We start from the raw sequence: 17,247 nt of genomic DNA, 5'->3' as shown, positions 1-17,247 counted from the left end.
GCATCTATCGGCGCATCCATCACCTGATCACGGCTCTGGCCAATCCAGCACGCCACGGCATCGAAAGGCCAACGCCGATATCCAAGGCTGTCTTGTTCTGCGTTCAGCCAGAAGTCTGCGTCGGACGGGCTGTTTCGGTCTCAAGTGCTTACGCAAAATCCTCCTGCTTTGGCACTCCGGCTTCTCTTCGACTCACCCCTCCCCGTTTCCAAAGCAAGTTACGCAGCGTGGCATCGCCGCTTTCGCGTATTGACGGAACAAACCCAATTTTCTTTGCCAATATCTGACGTCAGACGGAAAGACGATGTCTGCGAGGGCGTGATCTGACGCACGGTTCCGGTCGGCGCGTCGGCCGTTCCGACGAGAAAATCCCATCCAAAGGTTGATCCAAAAGGTGGTTCCCTTATGCTTTTCATGAATTTTTGCAAAAATTGCATTCGTATGAAATGAATACTGGGGGGAACCGATGGCGCTTTCGTTGCTGAGAACGGCCTGTTTTTTAATCATTACATTCATGGCTGGAATTGCTCCGGCGACCGCGCAACAGCCTGCGATCCAAGGCGTGTCGCAGGAGCACCCCTCACAGGCCTCAAAGCTCCAGGACCTGATCGACGTTCTGCGAGACGACAAGATGCGGGCGGTTTTTCTGGACGAATTGCAGAAGGCAGCCAGCGCCGCCGCGCCCTCTGCTCTTGAGCCGGCCCCGTTGAATACGACGCCAGACAGCTCCATCGGCCAGAGGATAGCAGAAGTCACACGGCAATTTGCCGAAAGAACTGTTTCCTCGGTGATCGCCTTTTCAACGCAGTTGGCTGCAGCGCCTGCCACCTTTGCCAACCTGAATGTTGCCGAAGGCGAGGTACTGCTGCTGATCTTGCGTGATCTGGCCTTGGTGATTGTGGTCACATACGGTGTCTTTGCCACTTTGAGATTGATGACGCGGCGAATTGACCGTTCTTTCGGCCGACGCGCGCTAACCGCCGGCTTTTTTGAAAAAGCCATTCTGATCGTGATGTCGGCAATTCTCGATGTCGGTATTGTCGTGGCAGCTTGGGGCGCCGGGTATGTGGCGGCGTTGACCGTGTTCGGTCAACTGGGACGGATGGATATCCAGCAGACGTTGTATCTGAATGCGTTCACGGTCGTACAACTGGCAAAGGTGGCCGTCAGAACTGTTCTGTCGCCCTCGGCCGGCGAACTCCGGTTGGTGCGGATATCCGATCAGGCGGCCCGGCGAACAAGCCGGATTCTGGCGTTGCTCATCAGCATTCTCGGCTATGGGCAACTGCTTCTTCAGCCGATTCTCGCAGATGCGGTTTCAGGCGCATCTGGACAGGCCTTCTCCGCGCTTATCGCACTTCTTGCCTTGATCATCGCCATCACGGCGACATTGATGAACAGACAGGCCGTGACAAACTGGCTTCTGGAAACACCGGATCATGCCCCCCGCCACCGCCGGGTCCGGTTCATTGCCAAACGATGGCATTGGCCGGTGCTCGTCTATCTCGCGTTTCTGTTTTTCGTGGTGCTGATCGGGCCAGCAGACCGGCTGTTTTCTGTTCTCGCCGCCAGCGCCCAGGCGTTCGGCGCCATCATTGTCGGCTTTGTGGTCGCCGATTGGCTGGCGCGGGCAGTTACCAAAGGCGTCACTCTTCCGGAAAACGTTAATGAACGGCTTCCCCTCCTGGAGCGGCGCGTCAACGGTCTCGTCCCACGCTTCCTGACGATCCTTCGACTGGTTATCATGATGCTGGTTCTCGGTGCCGTGCTGTCGGTGATCGGGATTTTCGACTTGGTCGCAATTATGCAATCACGTCCGGGATTGGCTTTTACCGGTGCGATCGCTTCGGTCTTCGTCATCCTGCTTGTCGCCTATAGTCTCTGGCTTGCTTTAAGCTCCTGGGTTGATTATCGCCTCAACCCGGCCTTCGGTTCGATCGCGACATCGCGCGAAACGACGCTTCTTTCTCTGCTCAGAAATGCGGTTACGATTGCGATTGTCGTGATCGCACTCATGTTTTCCTTGTCACAAATGGGGCTGGATATTGCACCACTGCTGGCATCGGCAGGCGTGCTCGGGTTGGCAATCGGGTTTGGTGCGCAAAAGCTTGTCCAGGATGTCATCAATGGTGTGTTCATCCAGCTCGAGAATGCAATCAACGTCGGCGACGTGATCACAGTGGGCAGTACAACCGGCACTGTCGAGCGCCTGACGATCCGTTCGGTCAGTCTTCGCGACGTCAGGGGCGCTTACCACATCATCTCCTTTTCCTCGGTGGAAATGGTCACCAACTTGATGCGTGATTTCTCCTATCACGTTGGCGATATCGGCATCGCCTATCGCGAGGACGTCGAGGACGCGCGCCTTGCGATGTTCGAAGCGTTCGAGGATTTGCGTGGTGATCCGGATTCAAACGCTGTCATTCTTGGTGATATGGAATGGTTCGGCATCCAGGAGCTCGCCGATAGCGCAGTGATTATTCGTGTGCGCATCAAGACCCTGCCAGGGAAACAATGGGCTGTTGGCCGCGCCTTGAATGGCGCCGTGAAACGCGTCTTCGATGCCCGCGGAATTGAAATCCCGTTTCCGCATCAAACGATCTATTTCGGCGTGGATAAAAATGGCAACGCTCCGCCGGCTTTCGTTTCGATGCATGATCAAAAGGCCGTGCGTAAAGACAAGAATAGTACCATGCCGTCGCCGGTATCCATGGCGGCCGCGGATGCTGAAGATCTCGAGAATTGAGTGGTACAGAGATCTGCGCCAGTTTCGAGTTTCCATACGAGGGGCCATTGTTGGATTCCTGCCTCATCATGAGCCGGTCGATGCAGATCCGTGGGGCCATGGATGCCATAGTGCAAGCGTTTCTATCCGCGCGATGGCCTCGATGGGATTGCCGACACCCTTTGGGCAAGAGGTTGACGCGACCCTCCGCAGGCGGGGTGGCGACGAAGAACAGTTTCTGCTGGCGGATGAAGGCGCGCCTGTCTTTTGGGATCTGTTTCCACCCGAGACTCAAGGTTTACCCCCGTCTCGCTTACCACATCATGAAGGAAGCGACGTCGGCATCGGCAACCCTGCCATTCGCAACATCCGTCATCGCCTGATCGACAATGGCCACTCCCTCTGCCGCTTCATCCTCGCTGAGCGTTAGCGGCGGCATGAACTCCAGCACATTTGCTTTCAGCCCTACATAGGTGAAAGCGGCCCCCAGCTGGTATCCGCGATAGATGATCTTGGCGGTAACGCTCGGATGTACCGGTTCACGTGTCTGCCGGTCCTTCACCAGATCCATGCCAACCGCCAGCCCGCGGCCGCGCACATCGCCCATCGTCGCGTGCTTTGTGCTCAGGGCGCGCAGTCCATCGGCAAACAGGGTGCCGATCCGGGCGGACCGTTCAATCAGTCCGTCTTCCTCAATCACGCGAAGCACTGCGCCGCCTGCAGCTGTCGCAACGGGATTGCCGGCAGTTGTCAAAAGAGCGAAGGCCGGTGCGTGATCCATGATGGATTGTGGACCAACCACGGCAGACAGCGGCAGACCGCCGCCCAGCCCCTTGCCAAAGATCACCAAATCTGGCTCGAGGCCCTCGTGCTCGAAACAATGCATCATGCCGCTGCGGCCGAGCCCGACCTTGACCTCGTCAACGACAATGAGGATGCCATGACGGCGGCACCGCTCCTGCAGCGCCTTAAGGAACCCCGCCGGTGGCACGATGATGCCGCCATCCGACATCAGTGGCTCGATGAAGATCGCAGCGACCTGATCGGGTGGGCAGGTGGTTTCGAATTGGTAATCCAGCAGAGCGAGAACCGCATCCGCCGAAAACTGCGGCCGGAACGGATCGGGATAGGGCAAAAGCAGCACACCAGCGCGCGGCAACGTATGGGTCATGGCGGTGTGGCCGCTGATGCCCATCGAGCCGGTCAGATTGCCGTGGTAGGATCCGATGAAGGAAATGATGCGCGGACGCTTGGTGGCAGCAACCGCCACCCGCAAAGCGCAATCGTTGGCGTCCGACCCGGAATGACCGAACCAGACGCGCCGATCTACATCACCCGGAACGATGCGTAGAAGCGTTTCCGCCAATGAAACTGCGGGTTCATTGGCATAGAGCAGCAGGCTTGCCCCCGCCATGTCGCGCATGGATTTCTCCACCGCCTCGACAATCGCCGGATGCCCGTAACCGAGAATGGCTGGACCTGCCGATCCGGAAAGATCGAGCAGTGATCGTCCGCCTTCCTCGATCAGGCGATTTCCCTTGCCGCCCGTCAAACTGAGCGGCGAGAATCGCAGACGGCCGATCTCGGCAATCGCCCGGGCATCGCGCTCGCGCAACGACAGTGTGGGCGATGTCATCATCTTTCGCTCTCTAAAGGAGCCACGAGCGCGCGTGTGAGACGATCAGCCCATTCATCAATACCTTCGGGCGATGAAATCAGATCCTGGCGGATCTCAATAAGGATGGCCTCATGGCCGCGGTCCTGTCCGTGGACCGGGATGGCGTAGTCCTCGTCCCGGCTGATGACGTAAGGCACGTTGGCCTCAACGTTGAGAGATGGATCTCTGCGCAATCCGCCAATCACGGCCTGCGCAAAGGCGGCCGACGTGTCGTAAAGAATGCCCGCATGCCAAGGGCGCGCCTTGCCGAAGAAAACCGGCGTAAAGGAGTGTATGGCGACGATGCGGGCCGGGCGTCCCGCTTCTTCACGTTGCAAGACGTGAGCGGCCACCCGGTCATGAAAGGGTGTGAAGATCCGTGCCGCGCGCCGGGCGCGCTCCTCCGGCGTCAGACCTGCATTGCCGGGAATATCAGTGCTTTCCGAACGCGCCGGAATGCTGCTTTCGCTGTCGAGTGGCCGGTTGAGATCGATCAGCAGCCGCGAATAGCTGCTAAGAAAGGCCGGGGCATGCAGCGCAGCCGACAGCCGGCGTGTGACTTCAGCAGCACCGATGTCCCAGGCGATATGGCGCCTGGTGTCCGTGCCGTCCAGGCCGAGTTGGTTGAACTCCTTTGGAATATGGTTCGAAGCATGTTCGCAAAGCAGCACGATGTCCGAAGTGCCGGCCTCATTGCGTATTTCCACCGGTGGTGGCCAATCCGGTGCATGGGTTTTGCGCAGGGGCTCGGTCATCAGTAAAGCTTCCGGTAGGTATCGCAGATGGCGGCGGGTTCCATGCCAGCGAAGCGGGCGATCTCCGCCCGTTTGACGCCTGCAAAGGACTGAATAAAAACCGGCGCGAACCAGCCGGTAACAACAGTATCAGCCTGCAGGGCTTCAAGGGCGGCTTCCAGCGTCTCCGGTAGTCGCACCAGACCGAGAGACTGACGCTCCTCGGCGGTCATTTCGGATGGGTCTCCCGTCACCAAGGGAGGCGTTGGCAGGTTGGCTTTCAGACCCTCCAGACCCGCACGGATGATGGCAGCCAGCGACAGATAAGGATTGGCTGTCGCATCGGCAGCACGATATTCGATATTGAACTGGCGCGCCGGGTCCCTGCCGCCGATGCTGACTGTCGGGCAGATCCGCAGGGTTGCCTCACGGTCCTTGTCGGCAAGCCAGGTATAGGATGAACTCCAGCTGTGCGGCTTCAGCCGGTAATAAGACGATACGCTTGAAGCGGTCAGCACCGTCAGAGCCGGGAGATGCCGCAGCACACCGGCGCAGAAGGAGCCTGCCTTGGCGGAGAGACGGCCCGGCAGCGCCGGATCGTAGGTGACGGGATCACCATTGACGTCAACAAAACTGAAATGGATATGCACGCCGTTGCCGACAGCATCCGGCGCCGCTTTGGGTGCGAACGTCGCTTCCCAGCCGAAATTCCGGGTCAGTTCGCGGGTAATCTCGCGGATCGCCACGCAGCGGTCCGCAGCTGTGAGCGCATCGGTTGGTGCGTGGGTAACCTCGAATTGATCGTCGCCGAATTCTGCGATGATCACCTCGGGCGATACGCCCGCCTGTTCAAGGGCGGCCATCAGCTGAGGCGCGAAAGGATCGGCACGGCGCAGCGCTTCCATCGAGAGAGAATGGGCTGCGCGGAAATCAGCGCCGAAAATCTGAAACTCCTGTTCGAATGTGGCAACAACGGACAGGCCTGTGGCCGCCTTCAGGTCGGCGAGAGCGTCGCGCAGCATCGTCCTCGTGCAACCCAACCAAGGCTTACCATCCAGTTCGACGATATCGCCAGGCACCATGTCGAATGGCGTTTCCGCACCGGTCAGGGATGTCCGATAACGTGCGTTCAGATCTGGGAGGATGCGCAGATCGCCTGACGACCCCCATGGGTTCGGATTGGCAATCGAGTTGAACGGCGTCAGGGAGATATTCGCCTGGAGCCAGCCTATCCCGGTGCCGGCAACCTTTTCGAGGCGGCTTTGCGTGACGGAGCGGCCGCGTGTGACGGCAGATAGGTCAGTGGTGACGATGGCGACAAGCGGTTCGACAACGGGGTTCATGCAGATTTTCCCAATGCGTTGAAGCGGCTGACGACGGTTTGCGTATCGCTAACCCAGCAATAGCCGCCAAAGGCCTTGAGCGCGCCATCGTGGCGGGCCTGCGTTGCCGATGCACAGGCATCCGCAACGCAGGTGACGCGATAGCCCCGGTCGGCCGCATCGCGCACCGCCATGTCCACGCACTGGTCGGTCATGATGCCGGTGATGATGAGATGGCGAACATTCAGGTTTTTCAGCACGTAATCGATATTGGTCGAGTTGAAGACGCCGGATGATGTCTTCGGCAGGAGAATTTCGTTGCGGACCGGCATCAGGGAGGGCACCGGCAGGCCTTCAGGCCGGCTTGGCGCGATGTGGATTGGCGTCATCTTGTGATCGAGCGAACGATCGCGACCGTCCTCGGTCAGGCTCTGGATAATGGTGTGGACGACTTCCACGCCATTTGCGCGGGCCGCTGCCAGCAGCTTCTCGTTGTTCGGAACCGTACGGCTGCCAGTCTCGGTGTAGAAATAGTGATCCGGACCGCGCTCAGGATGCGATGGCTCAAGGCCTGGCTCCAGCCAGATCCGCTGCAGATCGACCAGCAGAAGCGCGGTTTCACCGGCAACGTAATCGGCATCACGCCGCAAATCGAGTGTCGTCATCGTCAAGTCTCCTGCCTCGTGGTTTTCGGGCCGGGAAAATCCCGGGAATGGTTTTCGTCGGCCTTCGACACCGTGGCCAGCATCTTGGCATTGTCGAGGGTGACCGCATTTTCACGCCGTACGCTTTCCAGCTCCTCGATGCGCGACCGGGTCTGGTCGCTCATGGTGGAGAGGATGTGGGTGACAAGCGCTTCCATCTGGGCGATGGCCGGCGCCAAAGTGTCATAGGGCGATGCGACTTCCAGCGGGCTGATGATCGCCACTTCGGCGCTGTCGGCAATCGGTGAAAGCCAGGGGTCGGTGAACAGAACGATCCGCACGCCGCGCGCCGCGGCCTGTCCGGCGAAAGCGACGACATCAAGCTGATAACGCCGGTAGTCGAAGACGACGAGAACATCGCGCTTGCCGAGATCCACAAGTTCGTCGAACTGCCCCGCGGAGAGAGCGCCAATGTCGCGTACATTGGTGCGGAACTGTGCGAGATACCCCGCAAGCATGCCGGCGACATGGCGGCTGAAGCGGCCGCCGAGTATCACGACCTGCCCCTTGGCCTCCATGATGGTGCGCGCAGCCCGATCATAGGTATTGATCGGCGTTGCCGACACGGCCTTGTCCATGGCGGCGGCAACAGAGCGCATATAGGCGATGGCAGCACCTTCCTTGCCTTCGCCGGCCGATACGTCCGGCCGTTTCGTTTCCATCATCAGCAACGGTGAATGCAGCCGGGCCTCGACTTCGGCCAGCAGTTTTGACTGGAAATCCGGGAACCCTTCAAAGCCGAGCTTCATCACCAGGCGCACGACGGTGGCGTCGCTGACATTGGCGCGCTTGGCCAAACTTGTCGCCGTTGCAAGGCCTGCGGTCGGGTAATCCGTCAGCAGAACCCGAACGATTTTCTCCTCCGAAGGGGTCAAGGCCTGACCGCCATTCAGAAGCAAATCTCTGATGCTCATTGTCTTCCGGATGCTCCCGATTGCTTTTTGTCACTGTAGAAAAAATTGCAGAAAAAATAGATAACGTCAATTCTGAAGAGATGTTGACATCAATTAATTTTTGGACTTACCTTCGGACAACGCCGCAAAACGCTGCACGGGAACGAACAATGATCAAATATGACGATGGCGCATTGGCCTTTGCCGGTGGTTTCTCCATGGCTGAAGCCGATCTCGTGGTGGCGGCCTGATGACCGGCCCTGCACCAAAACGCAGCTACATCCTGCCGGCAGTCATGCGCGGTGCACTGGCTGATTCCACCGTGATGATCATGATTGTCCTGGCAATCGCCGTTTCGGTTTTCTTCCTTGGAGGGCCTGCGGCTCAGCGGGTGGTGACATACGCCGCAATCATGTTGACGGCGGTTCTCAGTCTGCAGATTTTTTCGGGCAATACGGGAATTGTCTCTTTTGGGCATGCCGGTTTTTTGGGCCTCGGGGCCTATATCACCGGCATTTTGACCATGCCCGTGGCCCTGCAACAGACGGCACTGAAGCAGTTGCCGGAGTTTCTGGCCGGTTACCAGCTTCCCTTCCTGGCAGCACTCGCTGTCGCAGCGATCATCGGCATCGCTATCGGCGCGATCACTGGCACACCCTTGCTGCGGCTGTCCGGGTCGGGCGCCTCCATCGCTACGCTGGCATTGCTGATCATCATCTACACGTTGTTAGTCGCGGCACGCGAAATCACCCGGGGTAGCCAGCCCTTCTATGGCGTCCCGCGCGAAGTCGGGTTGTGGACCGCCACGGCCATTGCCGCGCTTGGCCTGCTGGTGGCGCGCGTCTTCCGCGAGAGCCCTTTGGGACTTGCAGCCCGGGCCGCAGCCAATGACGAACGCGGCGCTGCAGCCGTTGGTGTCAACCGGCGTCTCGCCTGGTTTGCCTCCTGGCTCGTCAGTGTCATTGTCGCCTTTGTTACCGGCGCCCTGTTCGCCCAGTTTCTCGGTGCATTTTCGCCGAAGGATTTTTACTTTGACCTCGGTTTCACCATGCTGGCAATGCTGATCGTCGGCGGCATGAATTCGTCGCTCGGGGCTTTTGCGGGCGTCATCGTCACCACGGTGGTGATCGAGGTTGTACGGCGCATGGAAGGCGGATCGACGGTTTTCGGTATCGAACTGCCGGCTCTTTTCGGACTGACGCAGGGCGTGCTCGCCATCGCTATGATCCTCATTATCTGGCGTCGCCCGGATGGACTGTTCGGCCGCAGCGAGCTGAATATCCTGCGACGGGTAAGGGATGACGCGCAGTCTGTAGGCCCGCAATTGGCTCCCGAGCCGAAGCGCATCACGTCTGGCGGCATTATCGCGGCCAAGGGCCTGTCGCGCCGCTACGCTGGGGTTCTTGCCGTCGACAACATCTCGCTCGAATTCCGTACAGATATGATCACCGGCATTATTGGACCGAACGGCGCGGGCAAGACGACCTTCATTAATATGATCTCTGGCGACGTGGTGCCAAGCTCAGGCGAAGTCACCGTCGATGCCCCGCTCGCAAGCCATTCTGCCTTCCGCTTCGCCCGGGCCGGGATTGCCAGAACCTTCCAGAACATCCGCATCTTCTCGCGGATGACGGTGCTCGAAAACGTGCTGGTGGCCGCCCGTCAGGTGGAGCCAGACCTCGCATCTGCAGAAGCTGCCGCTTGGCGCGAACTTCATCGCATGGAGTTGGCCGAACATGCTACCCGCGATGCCGAGGGCCTGGCCTACGGACTGCGCCGCCGGCTGGAGATTGCCCGGGCGCTGGCGCTGAAGCCGCGGTTTCTTCTGTTGGACGAGCCGGCAGCCGGCATGAATGCGGTCGAGACCGCCAGCCTGGTCGAAATTCTTGCCACAGTCCGCGCCGACCGCGGCATCGGCATCATCCTGATCGAGCACGACATGCGGTTGGTGATGAACCTGTGCGAACGCATTGTCGTCATCGATCACGGCAAGGTCATTGCCGATGGCGCACCGCAAGATATTCGCAGCAATCCTGCCGTGATCGCCGCCTATCTCGGCAGCCGCGGCGCCAAGACAGTCACTTCAGAGCCTGCAACCGCACTTTCACAATAAAAAAGGGAACATTGATAATGTCTGATTTGCATCATACCCGCCGCCTTGCCGCAGCACTCATGCTGTCGGCCGTCTCTGCCACAACGTTTTCAGGCACAGCACTTGCCGACGACTTTATCATTGGTGCCGCCACGGCACAGACGGGTGGCCTTGCGCCTTATGACCAGCCCGCGCTTGCCGGCTTCAAGATGGCCATCGACGAGATCAACGCCAAGGGTGGCCTCGGCGGCAAGTATAAGGTCAAACTGATCGTCAAGGACACGCGCTCTGACACCGCCCAGACGGCAACCGTGGCGCAGGAACTTCTGGATGAAGGCGCCAAAGTGATGATCAGCCCGTGCGACGCCGATCCGTCGATTTCGGTCGGCCAGCTGACGCAACCGCTCGGCATTCCAACGATCACCCTTTGCGGTTCGGCGCCCATCCTGACGGGCGCAGTCGGTGACGTGATGTTTGGCAGCTATCCCGGCGATAATCTGCAGGCAACGGCCATTGCCGATTTTTCCATCTCGGAGGGCAAGAAAAATGTCTATCTGCTGACCTCGCCCGACGCCACCTACACAGCCAATCTGCCGGAATATTTCGGCAAGGTTTTCGAAGCCAAGGGCGGCAAGATTGTCGGGCGTGGCACTTTTACCATGGGTCAGCCGGATTTCTCCGCCGAGGTAACCAAGATCAAGGGGCTCGCCGAGAAACCAGATCTGATCATGACCGCCGCCTATGAACCGGATTTCCCGGCCTTCATCCAGCAGCTGCGCGCAGCAGGCGTCGATATTCCGGTTTACGGCGCCGATGCGCTGAATACGCCAACAATCAAAGGCCTTGGAAAGCTCGTCGATGGCGTCGTCTTCACGGCGGCGGGTTATGCCCAGCCAGGCAGCAAGCTTGAAGCCTTTAACGCCGCATTCGAGAAGGCTGTCGGTCACGCACCGGAATCGACCTATGAAGTCAACGGCTACGAGATTGGCCTGATCCTCGACGAGGCGGCACGGATTGCCGGTTCGGACGATTCCGCCGCAATTCGCACGGCTATGGCCGGCTTGAAAGACTTCGACAGCATCACCGGCAAGATCACTTATGCCGGCACCACTGGCATGCCGCTGCGTGCCGTCGTTCTGATGCGGTATGAGGCTGGCACGCCGAAATACGTGTCGACCATCGTGCCTGTCGCCGAAGAAGTGCCCGCTCCGTAACAAAGGCTTTTCCGGCAAAGGAAATACACCATGCTCAATGTCGAGGCCTTGCGGGTGCGCTATGGGGAGGTGGATGCGGTCAACCGCATCGATCTTTCCGTTGCGAAAGGCGAAATCGTAGCTCTTGTCGGCGCCAATGGCGCCGGCAAGAGCTCCACTCTGGCTGCCATTTCTGGCCTGGTCACCCCTTCATCGGGCAAAGTCCTGTTTGACGGCGACGAGCTTTCCGGCCTTGCTCCCGAACAGATTGCCCGCAAGGGCGTCGTTCTGGTGCCGGAAGGACGCCGCATCTTCGGTAGCCTGACCGTGGCCGAGAATCTGCGGCTTGGTGGCGCGATGCATCTTTCGTCGGCCGAGGCAAAGACGCGCGAGGAAGAGATGCTGGAACTGTTTCCCATTCTCCGGCGCTATTATCGGATTCGCGGTGGCAATCTGTCGGGCGGTGAGCAGCAGATGCTGGCGATTGCCCGGGCGATGATGTCCAAGCCCAGGCTTTTGATGCTCGACGAGCCGTCATTGGGTCTCGCACCGCAGCTGATCGACACCGTGTTCGACCTGATTGCCAGTCTCAGACGTAAAGGGCTGACCATCCTGCTTATCGAGCAGAACGTCGCGCTTGCGCTTGAAATCGCCGACAAGGCAACGGTTCTTGCCAATGGCGAAGCCGTGCTTTCCGGCACGGCAAGGGAACTTGCCGGTTCCGACCTCGTCCGCCAAGCCTATCTCGGAGCGTGACCATCATGATCATCCAGCAAATCATCAATGCGATCAGTCTCGGCGGTGTTTACGCCCTTTTGGCGCTCGGTCTTGCCATTGTCTTCTCGATCGTCGGGCTGATCAACTTTGCCCATGGCGAGTTGATGACTGTCTCTGGCTACGCGCTTCTCGGGTCACTTTTCATGGGGGTTCCGTTTCCTGCAGCGGTCATCGTTGCGATTTGCACCGGCGCGCTTGCCGCCGTTGCGATGGAGCGCGTTGCCTTCAGGCCCATGCGCGGCGCCAGCGTCACCAGCCTTCTGCTGACCAGCTTTGCCGTATCCAGCCTGCTTAAAGTATTCTTTCAAAATGGCGTTTCGGCACGGCCGCAACCTGTCGCCATGCCCGATTGGATGACTGGTGCGTTCTCCATCGGCAGTTTGACCATAGGTGTCGGCCCGGCGATCTCCATTTCCATCTCGATTCTGGCACTGATCTCGTTGGAGCTTTTCCTGAAGCGGTCGGTAACCGGTACGGCGATGCGGGCTGCTGCCGAAGACTTCAATGTCGTGCGCCTGATGGGTATTCCCGCCAGCCGCATCATCGCAACCGCGTTTCTGCTGTCGGGTCTTCTGGCTGGTATCGCTTCGATGTTGTGGATCGCCCAGCGTGCCTCTGTCGATCCGCTCATGGGATTCACGCCGGTGCTGAAGGCTTTTATCGCCGCCGTAGTTGGTGGCCTCGGCAGTTTGCGTGGCGCAGTTGCCGGCGGCTTTCTGTTGGGGATCATTGAAGTTTTGCTCCAGGCTACCTTGCCACCGGAGCTTGCGCCGTATCGCGACGCCATCGTCCTGTCCGGTGTCATCGTCGTGCTGCTCGTCCGCCCGAACGGCCTCATTCCCGCAGTTACTGCCCAGAGAAGCTAGAACCCGATGTATACCAAGCCGGAATATGCCCCGCTCTCACAGGACGAGGTATTCTCACTCATCGAAAAGACGGTGTTTGCCACCGTCGTCACCCATGGACCGGACGGGCTCGTCGCGTCACATCTGCCGTTTGTTCTGAAACGGCAGGAGAGCGGTGGTCCCGCTCTCGTGTCGCATCTGGCGCGCGCCAATCCGCAAAGCGCGCTGATCGCGGCCGGGCACGATACGATTGCCATCTTCCAGGGACCGCACGGCTATATCTCGTCGTCCTGGTATCCGGCACAACCGGTCCGCGACAGTGCTCCGACCTGGAATTTCGCCGTTGTCCATTGCCACGGAAAACCGAAGGTTCTGGATGACCACGCAACAGCACGTCACCTTCTGGAACTGGTGGAGCTGCTGGAAGACGGGCGCGACGACCGCTGGCGAATGCGCGAACTCGGGCCCGGCGGCATGGAGCGCCGCATGCCGCATATCCTTGGTTTCAGCCTTCCGGCCAGCAGGATGGAGGCAAAATTCAAAATGGGTCAGGATGAACGGCTTTACGACACCAATGCCGCGATCGCAGCGCTGTCTGGCAACGATCCTGCGCTGTCCGACGCAATGACGCGGCACAATTCCAGCCGCCAGCCGCAAGCGGAAAGCGGCGTTATCGCACCGGAATGATATAATCATTTTCCAGACCGGCTTGGCTTCATCGCTCAAACACCGCTCTCTAAATCCATGCCCGCCGCACAATCGCTTCGACGCGCCGCGCATGCTCAAAAGGATATTTCAATGCACTCGCTCCTCCCATCGGAAAAAGCTCTCGTCCCGTTTGTCAGTGTCGCAAACATGATGCGCCTTGTTCATGCCGTCGGCATCGAGACCGTGCTGGTGGAATTGGCCGATGTCATCGAGGCCGATTTCCGGCGTTGGGATCTGTTCGACAAGACGCCGCGCATTGCCTCCCATTCCAAGGAGGGCGTCATTGAGCTGATGCCGACATCGGACGGGGAGATATACAGCTTCAAATATGTCAACGGCCACCCGAAGAATATGGCGCAGGGCCTGCAGACCGTCACGGCCTTCGGGCTTTTGGCGGAAGTTTCGACCGGTTATCCTGTGCTCCTGACAGAGATGACGCTGCTGACGGCGCTTCGCACCGCTGCTACGTCCGCGATGGTCGCACGGCACCTTGCACCGAAAGGCGCGCGCACCATGGCTATCATCGGCAACGGCGCGCAGGCTGAGTTTCAGGCGTTGGCCTTCAAGGCAGTCTGCGGCATCGACCACGTGCAACTCTACGACATCGATCCACTGGCGACAGCAAAAACTGCCCGCAACCTTGCTCACTCCGGTTTGAAGGTGACCGCGTGCGCCTCGTCGCAATCGGCAATCGAAGGCGCTGGCATCATCACCACCTGCACAGCCGACAAGCAGCTTGCCACCATTCTAACCGACAACATGATCGGTGCAGGCGTCCATATCAATGCCGTCGGTGGTGATTGCCCCGGCAAGACCGAGCTGCATCGCGACATCCTGCAGCGGGCCGACACTTATGTGGAATACACCCCGCAGACACGCATCGAGGGCGAGATCCAACAAATGCCTCCGGAATACCCCGTCACCGAGATGTGGAAGGTCGTGACCGGCCAGACCGCCGGCCGCCGCGACGCCGGTCAGATTACGTTGTTCGACAGCGTCGGGTTTGCCATCGAGGACTTCTCGGCGCTCCGCTATATCCGGGGCAAGTTGGACGGAACGGGATTCTACCAGGATCTCGACATGATCGCCGACCCAGATGACCCTCGCGACCTGTTCGGCATGCTGCAACGGTCACAACAGGAAAAAAATGACTGAAATGGCCTGATTACCGCACACGGGCGATGGGCATCTTGCTGATCGGCAGCGCTATGTCCAGGGCTGGTGGCTGCTTCAATTGAAAATGGAGGCGGGGAAAGGGTCAGCGCTGTCGCTTGATTTTCTTCCTCCCCTCGCTGCCTCTGGGCCGACGAATGTATCAAATGAACCGATTTTAGCAGTGGCACCGCTGCGGTGCGGGCCAGCCCTATGGCCCGCGTTCTTTTGCGATAACCGCGTTTTCTGCGCCGTTGGCGCGCAGCAAGGCAGTAATATATTCTGACGGCAATGTAAGAAACGGAAACACTTTGTGACTAAGTGCCTCCGAAATCAGCCTTTTTTGACTTGCTGCGGGCGCGAACATAACCGATATTGCTCCCACTCAAGGAAGCGATCATGATTAGAATGATAGAAGACCCGGCTGAACTTTCCGGTGAAGATATCACTGGCAAGTATATACTGCGGAGGCTGAACTACCACTGGTTTGCCTACGGCAAGGCCGCTATTGTCACTGCTTGCAAGGGGACCATCCTGCATCTTGATCGCGAGGAAACGGTTTATTCCGAGCGTTGGGCACGCCGCGCCTACAGTGGCAACGGAAAGCGATACCCCGGCGGAACCTGCCCGATTTCAGCGGTTGCCTGCGTTTGCGATACGCCAGATGACGTCAATGCCGTGATTCAGCTGGATGTGGAAGCACAGGATGAGTTCTACCAGCTGATCGCCAAGGCGGATGCCAGGGTGCGTGCTTTGGCATCATCTTCGCAGAACAGATTATTTCTAGCCGCGGCCGAGTAAGGGCAGATCCTGCGACCGAACGCTTAACTGATGTTCTTGATTCTGGACTGGCGCAGCATTCAGATCAAGCAAGCTGCTCGCCGCTGCGTATTCGCAAGGCTGGTTAACCTCAATGCGAGAGCAGCCGGGCTATCGAGCACGCATGAATCTCGTCGGCCGGGCCGCATCGCTTTGCTCCAGCAACTCCGAGATATTGGATCAATTCACCAGGCGGTGACGAATGCTTCCCGCCGGTGCAAATGCGCGCCTCCCAGAATTCGAAACTTTGGCGTGCAATCAGCTCCTCGTTGGACACTGTAACGTTCGGCGATCGACGTGTGCGGTCTTGCGGCATGACTGCACCTGTCCCGCCAAGCTCAAACGCCGTCTAAAATCGCATGGCAAAACGGGCGCCATCCAGACCCGACGGCCCCACGGCACCTCCAAAACGATGCTGAATGAGGAACCCCACGCCTTTGCAGGCGTGGGGCGAAGGGTGTTTAGCGGGAATGCTGCAGCCAGAAGTCCTGCCAATCCTGAAGCTTGGCAAAGTCGTCCGGTGCGGTTTCGGAGTGGTTCACGTAGAGAAGATCGGCGTATTTGGCGATGCCGGATACTTCTTTCTCCGGCATTTTGGCCTCGATGTTTGTCGAGATCTTGCCGTCGCCGAGCTGCGGCGCCATGCCTTCTTCCGTCATCATGAAGCGGGCAAAGAGCTTGGCCGCGTTGGGGCTCTTAGTGCCGGCGGCGATCACTGCGACGCGTGGCGTGAGCTGGCCGATCCAAGGCTTCATTTCCTTGCAGATGCCCATGCCGTAACCGTCCTTCTTGGCGTCACGGAAAATGGCGACGCTGAGGAAGCCGATCGGTGGCTTTTCCTGACCAGGAGCACCGATAACAGGACCGACATCGGTGTCGCTGCGGGTGACCATCGGCTTGTTCTGAGCCAAACGCTTGACCCATTCGGCCGTCGCGCTGGTTTCCTCGGTCTTCAGCTCTTCGCCGAACTGGGCCTTGTAGGCTTGGCGCATGGCGGCGTCGTCATGAGTGGCGATCTGGTTGAACCAAAACATGGTCTCGTTGCGCAAAAGCGGATCGGGGATCGCGACGCGGCCCTTCCACTCTTCGGTCGTCAGCGCCCAGAGGTTGCTGACCGGGCAGGCTTCGCCGTGAACGTCGGTGTTGTAGGCGAACACCCACGGATTGTTGCTGGTGATCGCCGGGCTCTGATACGCGGCCGGGATCTTGTCCTTGAGATCAGGGGCAAGCCAGGAGATGCCATGGCCCTGCGGCAGGATCTGGCTGGTCACCGACGGCAGGTTGCTCATGTTGAACACGTCGGTGCGCACGTTGCCGGCGGTCGCTTCACGGGCGATGACCTGTTCCTGGTCCTGACCGCTCATCTTCACGCCGGTCGCCTTCAGGCCGTATTTTGCCGAAAAATTCTCGGCCATCGTGACGATCTTGCCGGTCGCGTCGATCACCGTGATCGGCGCTTCTTTTTTCGCTGCCTCGATCAATGCCTCCAGCGAATATTCGCTATCCGGAATACCGATCTGTTTCGGCTCCTGGGCCATTGCATGCGTCAAGCCGATCGCCAGAGCGGAAGCGCCCGTCAGTAGGCCGATGAGTGTTTTCGTCATGTCTTTCCTTCGTTGCTTTTGG

At 59.1% G+C, this 17,247-nt stretch carries 16 protein-coding genes; 9 read left to right on the top strand and 7 right to left on the bottom strand.

From position 1 onward, the window contains the following. Positions 1-192: 192 nt before the first annotated feature. Positions 193-516 carry a hypothetical protein gene (locus R6X40_RS18600; RefSeq protein ID WP_318415276.1) on the bottom strand — a complete coding sequence of 108 codons (324 nt, stop codon included), beginning with the start codon at positions 514-516 and terminating at the stop codon, positions 193-195. Here R6X40_RS18600 and R6X40_RS18595 point away from each other — a divergent pair. Then, positions 515-2,746 (top strand): mechanosensitive ion channel domain-containing protein, encoded by a 2,232-nt coding sequence (locus tag R6X40_RS18595; RefSeq protein WP_318415275.1) that lies wholly within the window; start codon positions 515-517, stop codon positions 2,744-2,746. The genes R6X40_RS18600 and R6X40_RS18595 overlap by 2 nt on opposite strands. Positions 2,747-3,038: 292 nt before the next feature. Here R6X40_RS18595 and R6X40_RS18590 read toward each other — a convergent pair whose 3' ends face one another. From R6X40_RS18590 to R6X40_RS18570, 5 genes are read right to left on the bottom strand one after another with little or no spacing between them, the layout of a single operon-like run. Next, a complete protein-coding gene (locus tag R6X40_RS18590; protein ID WP_318415274.1) occupies positions 3,039-4,364 on the bottom strand; it encodes an aspartate aminotransferase family protein in 1,326 nt (441 codons plus the stop codon). Next, a complete protein-coding gene (locus R6X40_RS18585) occupies positions 4,361-5,137 on the bottom strand; it encodes an N-formylglutamate amidohydrolase (protein ID WP_318415273.1) in 777 nt (258 codons plus the stop codon). Before R6X40_RS18585 ends, R6X40_RS18590 begins: the two co-directional genes overlap by 4 nt. Beyond that, on the bottom strand, positions 5,137-6,459 hold the full coding sequence (locus tag R6X40_RS18580) for a glutamine synthetase family protein (protein ID WP_318415272.1): 1,323 nt from the start codon (positions 6,457-6,459) through the stop codon (positions 5,137-5,139). The genes R6X40_RS18585 and R6X40_RS18580 overlap by 1 nt, the downstream gene beginning before the upstream one ends. Then, positions 6,456-7,103 (bottom strand): isochorismatase family cysteine hydrolase, encoded by a 648-nt coding sequence (locus tag R6X40_RS18575; protein ID WP_318415271.1) that lies wholly within the window; start codon positions 7,101-7,103, stop codon positions 6,456-6,458. Before R6X40_RS18575 ends, R6X40_RS18580 begins: the two co-directional genes overlap by 4 nt. 2 nt (positions 7,104-7,105) lie before the next feature. Beyond that, a complete protein-coding gene (locus R6X40_RS18570; protein WP_318415270.1) occupies positions 7,106-8,056 on the bottom strand; it encodes a MurR/RpiR family transcriptional regulator in 951 nt (316 codons plus the stop codon). A gap of 20 nt (positions 8,057-8,076) precedes the next feature. On the opposite strand from R6X40_RS18570, the gene R6X40_RS18565 reads away from it, so the two are divergent. The 8 genes from R6X40_RS18565 (at position 8,077) to R6X40_RS18530 (ending at position 15,603) form a co-directional block, all read left to right on the top strand. Beyond that, positions 8,077-8,286 (top strand): hypothetical protein, encoded by a 210-nt coding sequence (locus R6X40_RS18565; RefSeq protein ID WP_318415269.1) that lies wholly within the window; start codon positions 8,077-8,079, stop codon positions 8,284-8,286. Next, a complete protein-coding gene (locus R6X40_RS18560; RefSeq protein ID WP_318415268.1) occupies positions 8,286-10,148 on the top strand; it encodes a branched-chain amino acid ABC transporter ATP-binding protein/permease in 1,863 nt (620 codons plus the stop codon). Before R6X40_RS18565 ends, R6X40_RS18560 begins: the two co-directional genes overlap by 1 nt. 17 nt (positions 10,149-10,165) lie before the next feature. Then, positions 10,166-11,341 (top strand): ABC transporter substrate-binding protein, encoded by a 1,176-nt coding sequence (locus R6X40_RS18555; protein WP_318415267.1) that lies wholly within the window; start codon positions 10,166-10,168, stop codon positions 11,339-11,341. A 30-nt stretch (positions 11,342-11,371) separates the two neighbouring features. After that, positions 11,372-12,076, top strand: a complete 705-nt coding sequence (locus R6X40_RS18550; protein ID WP_318415266.1) for an ABC transporter ATP-binding protein — start codon at positions 11,372-11,374, stop codon at positions 12,074-12,076. Between the two features lie 5 nt (positions 12,077-12,081). Next, entirely contained in the window at positions 12,082-12,963 is an 882-nt protein-coding gene (locus tag R6X40_RS18545) for a branched-chain amino acid ABC transporter permease (protein WP_318415265.1), read from the top strand. 6 nt (positions 12,964-12,969) lie between these two features. Further along, entirely contained in the window at positions 12,970-13,629 is a 660-nt protein-coding gene (locus R6X40_RS18540; protein WP_318415264.1) for an FMN-binding negative transcriptional regulator, read from the top strand. A 111-nt stretch (positions 13,630-13,740) separates the two neighbouring features. Next, positions 13,741-14,805 carry an ornithine cyclodeaminase gene (locus R6X40_RS18535; protein ID WP_318415263.1) on the top strand — a complete coding sequence of 355 codons (1,065 nt, stop codon included), beginning with the start codon at positions 13,741-13,743 and terminating at the stop codon, positions 14,803-14,805. A gap of 396 nt (positions 14,806-15,201) precedes the next feature. After that, positions 15,202-15,603, top strand: coding sequence for a hypothetical protein (locus R6X40_RS18530; protein WP_318415262.1), 402 nt, complete (start codon positions 15,202-15,204; stop codon positions 15,601-15,603). Between the two features lie 479 nt (positions 15,604-16,082). On the opposite strand, the gene R6X40_RS18525 is transcribed toward R6X40_RS18530, so the two are convergent. After that, positions 16,083-17,225 carry an ABC transporter substrate-binding protein gene (locus R6X40_RS18525; RefSeq protein ID WP_318415261.1) on the bottom strand — a complete coding sequence of 381 codons (1,143 nt, stop codon included), beginning with the start codon at positions 17,223-17,225 and terminating at the stop codon, positions 16,083-16,085. Positions 17,226-17,247: the final 22 nt, after the last annotated feature.

Origin of the sequence: Rhizobium sp. PL01, assembly GCF_033447125.1 — a bacterium.
In the GTDB taxonomy this organism is placed as follows: domain Bacteria; phylum Pseudomonadota; class Alphaproteobacteria; order Rhizobiales; family Rhizobiaceae; genus Pararhizobium.
This window is presented reverse-complemented; position numbering and strand designations above follow the sequence as displayed.

Coding starts and splice junctions, on each gene's coding strand:
- R6X40_RS18575 (WP_318415271.1), bottom strand. CDS start 7,103: ATGACGACACTCGATTTGCGGCGTGATGCCGATTACGTTGCCGGTGAA.
- R6X40_RS18530 (WP_318415262.1), top strand. CDS start 15,202: ATGATTAGAATGATAGAAGACCCGGCTGAACTTTCCGGTGAAGATATC.
- R6X40_RS18585 (WP_318415273.1), bottom strand. CDS start 5,137: ATGACCGAGCCCCTGCGCAAAACCCATGCACCGGATTGGCCACCACCG.
- R6X40_RS18550 (WP_318415266.1), top strand. CDS start 11,372: ATGCTCAATGTCGAGGCCTTGCGGGTGCGCTATGGGGAGGTGGATGCG.
- R6X40_RS18595 (WP_318415275.1), top strand. CDS start 515: ATGGCTGGAATTGCTCCGGCGACCGCGCAACAGCCTGCGATCCAAGGC.
- R6X40_RS18545 (WP_318415265.1), top strand. CDS start 12,082: ATGATCATCCAGCAAATCATCAATGCGATCAGTCTCGGCGGTGTTTAC.
- R6X40_RS18525 (WP_318415261.1), bottom strand. CDS start 17,225: ATGACGAAAACACTCATCGGCCTACTGACGGGCGCTTCCGCTCTGGCG.
- R6X40_RS18580 (WP_318415272.1), bottom strand. CDS start 6,459: ATGAACCCCGTTGTCGAACCGCTTGTCGCCATCGTCACCACTGACCTA.
- R6X40_RS18555 (WP_318415267.1), top strand. CDS start 10,166: ATGTCTGATTTGCATCATACCCGCCGCCTTGCCGCAGCACTCATGCTG.
- R6X40_RS18570 (WP_318415270.1), bottom strand. CDS start 8,056: ATGAGCATCAGAGATTTGCTTCTGAATGGCGGTCAGGCCTTGACCCCT.
- R6X40_RS18590 (WP_318415274.1), bottom strand. CDS start 4,364: ATGATGACATCGCCCACACTGTCGTTGCGCGAGCGCGATGCCCGGGCG.
- R6X40_RS18560 (WP_318415268.1), top strand. CDS start 8,286: ATGACCGGCCCTGCACCAAAACGCAGCTACATCCTGCCGGCAGTCATG.
- R6X40_RS18535 (WP_318415263.1), top strand. CDS start 13,741: ATGCACTCGCTCCTCCCATCGGAAAAAGCTCTCGTCCCGTTTGTCAGT.
- R6X40_RS18540 (WP_318415264.1), top strand. CDS start 12,970: ATGTATACCAAGCCGGAATATGCCCCGCTCTCACAGGACGAGGTATTC.
- R6X40_RS18600 (WP_318415276.1), bottom strand. CDS start 516: ATGAATGTAATGATTAAAAAACAGGCCGTTCTCAGCAACGAAAGCGCC.